Origin of the sequence: Halobaculum halobium (assembly GCF_030127145.1) — an archaeon.
Taxonomy (GTDB): Archaea; Halobacteriota; Halobacteria; order Halobacteriales; family Haloferacaceae; genus Halobaculum; species Halobaculum halobium.
This window is the reverse complement of record NZ_CP126158.1, coordinates 2,062,328-2,074,003: the sequence shown is the minus strand read 5'-3', so window position 1 is coordinate 2,074,003 and position 11,676 is coordinate 2,062,328. Positions and strand designations below refer to the sequence as shown.

8 protein-coding genes are annotated in these 11,676 nt (G+C 54.0%); 4 read left to right on the top strand and 4 right to left on the bottom strand.

What is annotated here, in order from left to right; all coding sequences use genetic code 11:
- Positions 1-47 precede the first annotated feature (47 nt).
- Positions 48-1,607 carry an alkaline phosphatase family protein gene (locus tag P0Y41_RS10740; protein WP_284061338.1) on the top strand — a complete coding sequence of 520 codons (1,560 nt, stop codon included), beginning with the start codon at positions 48-50 and terminating at the stop codon, positions 1,605-1,607.
- Positions 1,604-2,980 carry a hypothetical protein gene (locus P0Y41_RS10735; protein ID WP_284061337.1) on the top strand — a complete coding sequence of 459 codons (1,377 nt, stop codon included), beginning with the start codon at positions 1,604-1,606 and terminating at the stop codon, positions 2,978-2,980. Before P0Y41_RS10740 ends, P0Y41_RS10735 begins: the two co-directional genes overlap by 4 nt.
- Positions 2,981-2,992: 12 nt before the next feature.
- On the opposite strand, the gene P0Y41_RS10730 is transcribed toward P0Y41_RS10735, so the two are convergent.
- Both P0Y41_RS10730 and P0Y41_RS10725 read right to left on the bottom strand, forming a co-directional pair.
- The gene (locus P0Y41_RS10730) at positions 2,993-4,102 is read right to left on the bottom strand and encodes a phosphotransferase (protein WP_284061336.1); all 1,110 of its coding nucleotides are present in this window, start codon (positions 4,100-4,102) and stop codon (positions 2,993-2,995) included.
- 232 nt (positions 4,103-4,334) lie between these two features.
- Positions 4,335-5,786, bottom strand: a complete 1,452-nt coding sequence (locus tag P0Y41_RS10725) for a sulfatase (protein ID WP_284061335.1) — start codon at positions 5,784-5,786, stop codon at positions 4,335-4,337.
- Between the two features lie 291 nt (positions 5,787-6,077).
- Here P0Y41_RS10725 and P0Y41_RS18015 point away from each other — a divergent pair, with 291 nt between their 5' ends.
- On the top strand, positions 6,078-6,293 hold the full coding sequence (locus P0Y41_RS18015) for a phage NrS-1 polymerase family protein (protein ID WP_390215232.1): 216 nt from the start codon (positions 6,078-6,080) through the stop codon (positions 6,291-6,293).
- 89 nt (positions 6,294-6,382) lie between these two features.
- Here P0Y41_RS18015 and P0Y41_RS10720 read toward each other — a convergent pair whose 3' ends face one another.
- The gene (locus tag P0Y41_RS10720) at positions 6,383-7,159 is read right to left on the bottom strand and encodes an FkbM family methyltransferase (protein WP_284061334.1); all 777 of its coding nucleotides are present in this window, start codon (positions 7,157-7,159) and stop codon (positions 6,383-6,385) included.
- Positions 7,160-9,065: 1,906 nt separating this feature from the next.
- Here P0Y41_RS10720 and P0Y41_RS10715 point away from each other — a divergent pair.
- The gene (locus P0Y41_RS10715) at positions 9,066-9,893 is read left to right on the top strand and encodes a DUF7260 family protein (protein WP_284061333.1); all 828 of its coding nucleotides are present in this window, start codon (positions 9,066-9,068) and stop codon (positions 9,891-9,893) included.
- A gap of 108 nt (positions 9,894-10,001) precedes the next feature.
- On the opposite strand, the gene P0Y41_RS10710 is transcribed toward P0Y41_RS10715, so the two are convergent.
- A complete protein-coding gene (locus P0Y41_RS10710; RefSeq protein WP_284061332.1) occupies positions 10,002-11,462 on the bottom strand; it encodes a glycosyltransferase family 2 protein in 1,461 nt (486 codons plus the stop codon).
- Between the last annotated feature and the right edge of the window lie 214 nt (positions 11,463-11,676).

Here is an 11,676-nt window from a genome sequence, read left to right as displayed (position 1 = left end):
CACCGATGGGGTAAGGGTTACATGGGCCGATTGACTCCCCCCGAACAATGAATCTGATATGGGGGATCGATGGCGCTGAGTGGGAGTTACTGAAACAGTTACAGGACAGCGGTCGGATCCCAACGCTTTCTCGGATGATCGAGACCGGAGCCAGTGGTACGCTCAGGTCGACAATACCAGCTTACACCGGGATCGCGGTTCCAACTCTTCTAACGGGAAAGAACCCAGGCACGACGGGGATGGTTGGGTTCGAGCGGGTCGATGGGACGCTTCAGGATTTCACTGATATCGAGGACGAGGTACTTTGGGAAATCGCCGGGCGACAGGGACTGAGAACATGCGCCGTCGGGGTTCGAACGACTTACCCGCCACGACCCGTCGAGAACGGAGTTGTCGTTTCGGGCGACCTCTATACCCCACCGGACGCTACGGATTACATGTTCCCGGAACACCTGCCGGACGATGTCCCGGGGGTAGAATCGTTTCATGATGGGCTCGCAGAACTCGATGAATTACAAAAGAATGCGGACATTCCGTGCTTCATTGAGGCCGCAAGTACGACAACTCGAACGCAGCACGGGGTCTTCGAGGACATCATCGCGGAGACGGATCCCGATCTCGCGATGTTTTGGATTGGGGCCGCGGACAAACTACAGCACCTCGCATGGGATGAGAAGGATGTGCTCGCGGAGTACTACGAACTCATCGACGGGTTACTCAAGCAGACGCTCGACCGATTCGAGCCGGAGGTAACCTACGTAATCTCTGATCATGGGTTCGAAGCCGTTTACGAACGGGAACTCCACCTGAATACGTGGCTCGAGCGGCGGGGCTATCTTCGAACGACCCCCGCGGCACCGATGTCGAGGTACATCGGACCGCTGGTGTCGAAGTACGTGCCGAACGGCCTCACAGACAAGGCGCAATCTGTGCTCTCAAAGATGGGAGGGGCAGCCACCAGCGGTGATGAGGCGGCGAGCCACTCGGCGGGTAGCACTCGCCGGAATGTGACAGTTCCGGGCGTTGACTACGAGCGGTCGACGGCTGTCATGGTGAACGAGTGGGGGATAAATGTTCTAGCTTCCAACAGACGCAGTGAGATTGTCGATTCGTTGGTTTCCGACCTACGAGCGCTTCACATCCAAGGAGAGCCGGTGTTCCGGTTCGTCGCCAGACGAGAGGACGTCTATACCGGACGGTATCTCGACCGGTTCCCGGACGTGATCGTATTGCCAACCCGAGAGTACCACCTCAACCACACGCTCTCCCGGTCACTCACGTCACCGACTGGTGGCTCGTCACATCGGTCGGGATATCACATTTACAACCCGGACGGCGTGTTTGCAGCGAGCGGAGCGGAGATACCGACGGCTGCGGGGCTGACGATCGCTGCCGAAGAGTTCGCCCCGACGGTGCTTCACGAACTCGGTGTTGGGGTTCCCGCCGACATCGACGCCTCACCAATGACCGAAGCACTCAGTACACATCGACGAACCGATGACGTAACCACCATCCGGCCACGCGCACCCACACTGGTGGATCCAGAACAGAAATCGACCACGAACGAGGATGTGGAGGATCGACTCCGGGATATGGGCTATCTATGACGGAAGCGCTGAACGCACTTGCTCTTCAGGCGATCGATAAGTTAGATGACCGTGGGATCGACTACTGCGTCCTCCGGAACTTCGAGTTTCTCACCGGTGCGGAGGTCGATGGCGATGTGGACATCCTCGCACCGGCTACGGCGTGTAGAGCGGTGGACTCCGCCCTCACTGGCCTCGGCTTTCAGCGGGGGAGAGGGGACACAAGTCAGCAAACAACGTACCTCAAATTCCACGTCCCGTCAAGGCGACTCCTCGTATTGGATTTCTACTGGGACGCACCGACCTACAACGGGATTCCGATCATCGATGGGGCCCGAACGATGGAGCGTGCCCGCCGGCACGAAGGGGTCCGCGTCCCGAGTGAGGAGGACCTATTCGTCGAACTCCTATTCCACGGCGCGTTGAACAAGAACGGGTTCCGTCGGGAGTATGAGGAGACGCTACGAAACCTCGCCGACCGTGTCAGCGAAGAGCAGGTATTGACCCACGCCTCCGCTGTCTTCGGACAGATTGGTCGGTACGCTGCAAGGGGTGCACTCAACGGGAATTTGGACCGGGCGGTACGTCTCAAGTGGCCACTCGTTGGTGTAGCACTAGTACGACACCCGTCACGTGTCCAGCGGTTCGTATGGAACTTGGTGGTGCGCCGTGAGATCGTGATACCGCTCAAGCGGGGGCTCAAAACGTACGATCCGACCGAGACGGTGTTCGTGATCGCGATACTGGGTCCAGACGGAGCCGGGAAAACAACGGTCACCGACAACGTGGCCACGGTGTTGCGTGAGGCTGGCTTCCAAGTCACCCGTGCACAACTGGGAACTTACAACGCCCAGAGCGTGCCGCTCCGATTTGGAAAGACTGTCCTCCAACGCGTCGGTGACTGGCGGACACGGCTGAAACGATTGGTGAATATTTCCCCTCAAACGGAGGAATCCGACCATGAAAACGACCACGGTCAGTCCGGTCCCGAATCGCTGCCGGCGAAGCGACCATCATGGAAGTCAGGGTTCCACATCGCAGACATCGCTGTTCGGCTGCTATCTGCGCGGTCGCAAACCCACGGCGTACTCGTCGCGGACCGATTCGTGCATGATGTGGTCGCGTACGACGATTTCGATTCGCATCCGGAACGAACCTTTCAGTTGTTCGAGGGGACGGCATTCACCGGAGTCGTGCTGGGTGGTGACGCAAGAACCATCGCCGACCGGTCGGAATACGACCGCAGGTCGATCGAGCGGATGCTCGCCGACTTCGAGCAGTTGGATTTGGAACAGGTAGATGCAACACAGGATATCGACAGCGTCGTCGATGATGTGCTTGAAGCGGTGTTTCGCGACGGCGAAGTGCTCGCGTACTCCAACTATGTCCGATGACAGGTACCATCGTTACATCACGTCGGCGAGGACGTCTACAAGCAGCTCATACACTGGGTTTCTGCTGTGCGTACTCTCGGGTGGGTCGTGTGCCAACTGTAGCAACAGGTACACAACTGGAAGGGCGGGGTAGTAGGTGTTATCACCCCAAGCGAGAGGTCCGAATCCGGTCCGGAGGTCGTCCGAGATCGCGCGAAACGCGCCGGTCCGTAGGATCAAGTCAGCGAGTGGGCCTCCGTCGTCACTCTCGATCGAATGACGTTTGAAGGGATCGAACAGGTCAACCAGGACGAGATCAATCCTAGATGACTCCCAGTCCAGAATAATTACTCGGTCATCTTGCACTATCAGGTTCCCGGTTTGGAAATCACCGTGAATCCGGGACCGACGTAGTTCGTTGGGAAGTGTGTGTTGGTCGAGAAACGTTCTCGTGTGGTTAACGACAGGATCGTTCGAGAGTTCGGATGCTGCGAGCGCTTCGAACGCCTGATCTATCGCCTCCTCCGTGGGGACCCATACGCTTCTCGTCTCGCGGTGGAGAGGAGTCAATTGACGAAGTCCTTCGCGGAGAATATCCCAGTCTTCGACGACGTTCGACGGCGTACGCCCGTCGCAAAGTTCCTCTACGAAGTACGGGAACGTGTCGTCAGCATCGAGAACTCGCGGCGTGTCGATCGATGGAGGTAGGTTCCGTCTGGTCCGGACCTCCTCGTGGATATTCTCGTGGTGCTCCCTCGCGAGGGGGAGCGTGTATACTCGCTCCCGTCTATAGTCGATAACCTTAATCCGCATACCGACAACTGCGATATCGAACTGACACGTCCGTGGTACTTCGAGCGTTACACTCCGGACCCCGGGCACGCTACCGAGTAGGGATGGCTGGGTCGACCCAAGCGCGTTGATCCCCAGGCTCGCGATTCGCCTGCGATAGGAGTGACCATCGACGCGGTTCGATAGCCAGGAAAGGCTCCTTTCAGAGGGGTGAATCAGGTACTGGTAACTGCCAGGAGCGACCGAGACGTACTCCCGATGAACGAGAGATTCGCCGGCGAACCGGTACGAAAAGAAATCAGTCAGTTGAGTTACGCCCTCGATCGTCTTCGCTGAGGTGTCCAGAAGCATGTGAAGATGTACGTCCCCGGCTTGATCTGTCAATGTAGTCGATTTGACGGTGTCCAAAATACACCTTTCGACTCAACTGGTTTCATTGAGTCCATCGAGAGTTACATCTCCGGCTGATCAGAAAATGGTTCCGCGGGCGGATCATCCACAGAGTGTATTTGATCGGACCGGGCGTATTTGGCCGATTTTTAGCCCTGCGTGATCGTCGTCACTCGAGAGAGATTGAGAGCTCTCATTCCACGTACCCAAGTTCTTTGAGTTGTTGGCTGGTTTCTGAGTCGATAGATACTTGTCCGCTGTACGACTCAGAAAGGTCCGGAAACCGCTCAATTTCGGCTGAGAGCCTGTTCCGATATTCGCTCACACGGTCGGGGTATCGAGAGAAGCAGTCTTCCGTCTCTTCTTCATCACTGATCATGTACAGCTCAGAATAGTCGCTATCGACCCCACTGATGAGCTTCCACTCGTCATCCACACAGAACCGTGCTGGCTGAGTCAGGTGACCGATGCTGTCCGGGATATCAACCGACAAGTCGAGGGCTTTTGTATCTCCGACTACCGGGGGGTTGCTGCTCTCGAATAGTGACGCATCAACACAGTACTCGGGTAGCGAGAGGCCGATTCGTTCCAACAGAGTCGGCATGATCCATTGAATCGAGACAGGTTCAGAGCTAGTTTCTTTTTTTCGGGCAGGATCCCTGATGAGTAGTGGGACTCGAGTAATCTCGTTGTAGAGCCCTGCCGTGTGTCCGTATATATCGTGTTCGCCGAATGCCTCCCCGTGATCGCCGGTAATGATGATAAGTGTCTCGTCGTCTGCGTATTCGTCAATACTCTCGGTCAACTCTCGTAATTGAGCGTCCAGGTAGGAAATAGAACCGTCGTACAGATCCTGAAGTCGAGAGGCCGTGGGGTCGAGGTCCCCGTCAGTATCGGCGAAGAATCGATCGAGGCTCTCCCAACCCCGATCGTCTGACGGGTCTCCGAAGTCAGCGAGGTATTGATCAGGCGCCTGATACGGAGTGTGACCCTCCATATAGTTTATAAATAGAAAAAATGGCTGGTCATCATCTCGCCTCCGAAGCCAGTCCCGGACGAAACTGTTCGCCTTCTGAGCTCCACTGTCGGCTTGTGAAAATACACCTCGTTTGTTCAGTTTCTTTACGATCCAGTTTCCAAACGTCTGAACGAGCGACCCATCGTTATTTCGGATATATTTCAGTGCCTGCCACGCTTCACCGGGGAAGGTCGCTGAATCGATACTTTGTCTCATCTGCTGGATCGGAACCCCGTCACTGAACGGCTCTCCGAATGCTGAGGAATTGAATAAGAATGTGTCAAACCCGCGATCGAATTCGAAAACAGGGCTAATATATGTGTTGCTGGAGAATCCAACCGTTTCATATCCGTCACTCTGAAGAACCTCAGCTAAGGTCTCTAATTGGGGGTGTAGCTTACTTGACTTTCTCCCTGTCTGATGTACCCACGGGTATGTGCCGGTGAATATGGACGCATGGGATGTCGGAGTCCACTCCGCGGGAGAGAACGCATTTTCGAACAAGGTGTTGTCTGACGCGAAATCAGTCAGGAACGGCGTGGTTTGTCGGTGGTACCCGTAGCAGGAGAGATTTCGTGCCCGGACCGTGTCCAACACCACAAGGATAATATTTGGCTTATCTCTCACATCTCTGGGTCGTTCGCCGCTAACATGAGTATTATGGAAGAAAGGAACTGACTCGTTGCGGGAGTGTCTTCACAACAGTGAAATCCTCTTCCGACGACATCGAAAGATTTCGTTCATTGATGCATATACCGTCGCCTACATGCAGACCGAAGGGCTAGGCTACCTCTATGTGTTCGCCGTCGACTCCATCGCTGTTGATGATTTCGACCGCCTTGGTACTGCTACCAACCCCTATTAGCGGATGTGACCACGCCACGGGATCTCCCTATCGGCCTATCGACCCGTTCACTGATGAAACGAAGAGCGTGGGCTGTTGAGTGCATCCGCTGTATCTCGCATGAGGATTCTACCAGGATCGAAGTATGTTCCGGTGAGAGTATTAAATACACAGCGCGAATACAGCAGTTGATGAACAAGGCTTTCCGAGCCTCTAGTCGGATGCGTCCGAAGTGGGACGAGTATCCGGGTAGCCAGACCTATGGAGAGATAGCCATAGGGAAGGTTTGACGAACTAACAGCGACATCTTTGACGGGAGATCTGTGGACTAGATGGGCTACCAAATCAGAGACCGTCAATATCGCGTTTGCGACGATTGTTATTCCCTCATAGCTTTGATTATCCGACCATCTCCGATTAGTGTCGTCGAATATCCAGCGGATTTTAAGAAACTACGTATGTTTTTTTCATTATTATGATATTCGCAATATATCACTTTGCAACTAGCGTGATTTATTGTGTCCTCTAATCCACGCAATACACTCATTTCAGCTCCTTCTACATCTACTTTTATCATTTCTGGAATATCTAATTCGTTTTGCTGTATGAACTTATCACCTTTTTCTAGTCTTACTAAAATAGTACTGTTGTTTTTGTTATCATTTGGTCGCTTAATTGAGGCTCTGCCATCTACCTGCATCCCCGTTCTTGAGCTATTGATCTCAATATAGCCTGCTGTATCTGAAAATCCACACGCATACATACTGATACCAGATTGATTTATGTGTGAATTTATATTTAGATGTGATAGATTCACAGGATGTGGTTCTATCGAATAGACATCTTCAACCTTCTTATCAATAAATATTGAATGTACCCCCATATTAGCACCAATATCTAAAAAAGTGTCACTCTTCTCAGATTCATCTAACATGTCTTTGATAATAGAAATTTCTGTATTATTTATGTGTCTCATCTCTTTATATGATCCTTTATTAGAAATATTAACTTCTATACTATAACTATCAATATTTATATTGCTTTTTCCCCTAATACTTAAAACCACATATTCAAAATACGATTCGTATATTTTTTTGAATAGTTTTATTATTCCATCATCTCTTAAGATTGAAAGCGCCTCATTAAACTTCGACATAACGCTCTTTTGGAGTTACGGTGTATATAATACCCATCTATTCGTCAACGTTGGTGGACATTAGATAAGTTATCATATTGTTCGTTATCGGTCCGAAGGTTCGTCGCGGATAGAACCGGACATCGAATACTCGGGTCACGAATTCTGCGAAAGACAGCGACGTTGCTGTACCCGGTGGTATCACCGCGACGAAAGCGTAGGCGGTCGATCCACTCGTCATCTCGAAGGTTCGGAACGAGCGCACTGCCGAGATAGCCATCGGCGGCGGTGACGAGGATCGTCATTGGTTACTCAAGTTGTGAGTAACTCCGATTTGTATGAATGTGTCGGTGTTGCTATCAACACAGAGAGTCTCCTCGTCGGAATCCTTCACGGGTTTTGCCATCGACGTTCGAACACCGAGACTGGGCTTGTACAATTCGTCCAATGGTTCGATCGCTATCTGTTTGGAGGAGGAATTTGGCTGTTTCCACAGACGTATTGGACAGTCTCCACAGACGAATTTAGCCTGTGGAACACCTCTATCCGGAGATCTATAAAGAATGGAATTTGCTGGTCCATGGACAGGTAACGCACAGAATGAGTATTCACAGAGCCGTACTTCAGAGAACAATTGACGTACTCGACGACCCCTCAGAAATAGCGAGGTCACGCTTACGCAACGGCACCGCAAGAGGAAGAAGCAAGAGGGACTAAATCAGCACGGTACAACCAGAAGGCGACGAACCCGACTCCTCGTCGGATAGGGGTGTGCACACCGGCACACGGCCGCGATCGTCGACACAGCGACAGTACGTGACAACAATATTCCATAGCGCATCTGGATTGCCGGACGAGTAGTCCTCGGAGTGGGTCCCCACTGCTCAACAAGTAGCCCTCAATAACGCAGTCGCGGGGCCACAAAAGCAGCCATAGTACGTCATCGGTATTCGACGAGTCACCCTCCAGATCGACGACGACATCTCGGAATCACCATCGCGAGGCAATCGAGCGAGTGGTCAGTCCCGACGTCGCGACGCCGCACCCGCTGAGTCGTTGCTGGCCGCGCGGGCGGTCGCCCTGAATAGCGTCAATGGCAGTTGGGTGGATTATGCGTGTCACACACTCTCTGTAGTTTTCTTATTGCGGGGCGATAGCCCACCTGTGGAATCAGATATCCTCGGCTTCACAGGCGAGACTCTCTAGAATCTAGTTACTGACGACTGTGGAGTTGGACTTGAAATAAGGGGGTGCAGTGGCACAGTTGTTGTCTCCCACCATGCAGTCTACGCGTCGATTACGACAACTGAACCGATGGACGACCAATCCGTTCGTCTCTGGTGGAATCAAGCACACTGCAGTTTGTGGTGGTGAATTATCCACACAAACGAGAGATTTGAGCCCATCGCCGGAACTGAATACGGCCTCTCAGATCCACTCCGTCGGATTGTGACACTCCCATTCACGTATCCAGGCGGCACCAGCGCTGGGCCCATCATGAACGGATTCGGAGAGTGTCATAATAGCAGTGATTTTCGGGCTATCGTGAGTCGGGAGTTGTCTACTCCTGTGGGCCGCCAGCCAAATTAATGGGGAGAGATCCACTGCTGTGAATCTGAGTGGTAAACGGATGGGTGCTAGTCATGGCCTGCATGCGCGTGGCCGAGAGAAGGTGTGAGCTATGTACAGCGGAAGGTCACGGGTAGTCGCGTGTGTGGATTCGTCAGGAACCGATAAACGAACCCGCCCAATGGGGTGAACCGCCTCGGGGTCAAGCCCCGAGGCACTCGGCCTGCTCCGCCTGTAGACGATGATACCGCTCTGGGCAGGTAACCCAACATATTGAGAGTTCAATATTTCTCTGCGGTATATGAGAGGAGAACTATATCAGGTTAATTACCTTGAGACACGAACGACCAGTCCACGGATGTCAGTACAGACTCTCGGTGGAAAAGAATCCGTTTCGGGGGAACTCGATTCACTCCGGCAGCAGGTTGACACCGAGATCGCTCAAACACATGCAGAGCATGAAGCATTGCAGTCGTTTCGCGATCGCCTTACGGAGATTTTTGAGTTGGCTCCGCAAGCGACGATACACTCATCTATCGCAACTGACTCACCCGAGGAGCAGTGTCTCCGCTCGCGGGTCGCCGAGGCCTCGAGCGCAGCCGATACCATCGCGGCAATTCGGCGGGCGTATCAAGAGACGGTCATGGGTCTCTCATTTTATGAGAATGAATACGGCGACTCCTATGGTGAGAGTCTCCGCGCCGAATTTGGTGAGGAGATCGCCATCGCGTTGACGCAGCCGGCGTGTTTCACGTCGGCTGTCCGCGCGTCGCTTGTCGAACAGATTGAGATCGCACTCGAAGAGCGAGCGAGGCTATTGGGTATCTGTTACGAAGAGCAAGAGTCGCTTTCGATGGTTCGCGAAGAGCTTGTCCCCGTTGCAACCGAATGCGAGTCGATTGCCAGCGAGACGTTTGCCGACCAGCCGTACACGCGGCTCCAGTACTATCGTGACCGTTGCCTCCGGCTGGAAGAGCGCTGTGACACCATTGTTCGACGCCGACAACAATCACTGCATCGACGACGAGAAGAGTACGAGTTTGGTGGTGAGATTCCGACTGTCCGTTCGTATCTATATCGTGATTCGGGAGCGGCGCATCCGGTGTTGGCGCTGTGCAGTTCGGTTGCGAATCAGGTTGCGGTGACTCGAGACGGGGTTGAGCAAGCGATTGCGTACTGTGAGTAAGTGGGTTGGGCGTCATCGGTAGGTTACGAGAAGGCTGTAGCAGTGAAGAGACAGTAGCGTGGGGAACTGGTCGTTAAGGGGAGGTGCGGTTCAGCGAACGAGCTGTGATCAGTCCTCGAACTGGTCATCTGCAGCCGGTGTCTGCTCGCGTTGGCGGATCCGCTCGGGACCGGTCCATACAAGATCGTCGTGAGTGAAGACGTCGACGACACTCTTGAGCAAGACGCCGTCAAGGAACTGTTTGTAGCCGACAATTGACAGCGGGGCGTATCGTGCGAGCCACAGGTCGTCATTTTCGATCCGGATCGCCAATAGCGAGAGCAACACTTGCAGCAGGATGAACAATCCCAGCAAGCCGAGGAACTGACTCAGCGAGCCTTGGATGACGAGCCAGAGGATGACCCCGAGGATGATCACACCTAACACCGGCAACACCGACATCGAGAGGACGAGATACGGGAAGCCAACGCTGTGGAGGAGCCCGAAATTGGGGTCGACAAAGACGGTCCGGTGTTTGAGGACGGTCTGGAAGTTCCCGCGGAACCACCGCAAGCGCTGCCGGTACAGATCTCGCCACGTATCAGGTACCTCGGTGGATACGATAGCGTTGCTGTGATGGATCGAAACACCGTGTTTTAGGAGTTCGATCGTGAGGTCGAAATCCTCGGTGATCGTGTCGGCCGAATACCTGCCGACCGACTCAATGGCTTCGCGGCGAAACAACCCGAGACAGCCGGGGACCACCGTGACGACACCCAGCAGGTCGAACGTCCGTCTGAACGTGTTGATTCCGACGATGTACTCGAGTGCTTGGAGGCGCGTGATGAACGAGTCCCGGTTGGCCACCTTGACATTCCCTGCGACGGCGCCAGCGTTGGGATTCGCTTTCAGTGATCGAACGAGCTTCCTGAGGGCGTCTGGGGCAATGACTGAGTCGGCGTCAACGGTGACGATGTGGGCTGCGTCTGTGTGTGCGAGGCCGTGATTGAGCGCTGAGTGTTTTCCGCCATTCTCCTTTGTAAGGACAGTTACCGTTTCGGAGGCGTATGCTAGTGCTTCCTCATACGTGTTGTCCGAGCTCCCGTCATCGATGACGATCAGTTCGAGGCGGTTGTCGGGGTAGTCGGCCGCGAGAAACGACTCGATCGTCCGGCCAACGTAGCCTTCCTCGTTGTACGCGGGGATCAGGACGCTCAGTTCTGGCCAGCTGTCGATGGACTGGTCGCGGGCCTGTTCTCGGAGGCGCTGATACAGTGCCAGTGGGACTACTAGCCAGTAATAGAAGAACACAAGCACGAGTGCGAACAGCAACACGAGCGTCAACGCAGGGATGGCGATGTTGAGTTGGGTGATCAGAACAAGAGCGATCGTGAACGGGAGTGCCAGTGTCGTCCAAATGGGAACCGTCTGTGCCCACTCGGGTAGTGCATCGGCGTAGTGGGCGATCGCGACGGAGCTAAGATAGAACACAGCAGTCATGCTCGCAACCGCGAGGACGACACCCAGGAGTCGGACCGGGAGGAGGTAGGACAGGCCGATGACGAGCCCACCCACGATAGCGACGGTCACGAGGAGTTCCCATGGAGAGAGTCTGCTGGAGGTGAGTTGGGTGCCACCGTGACTCCCCTGAGACATACGTCACCTATAATATCATTTCCCTGTATAATATAACCGGTTAGATACCAGAAATATTCAATGAGAAGAATCAGGCTGTTGGGCGGAGATTCACCTACGCCCGCGACTGGGCTTGTCGCTTGATTCACGATCTGGCTCGATTTTAGGG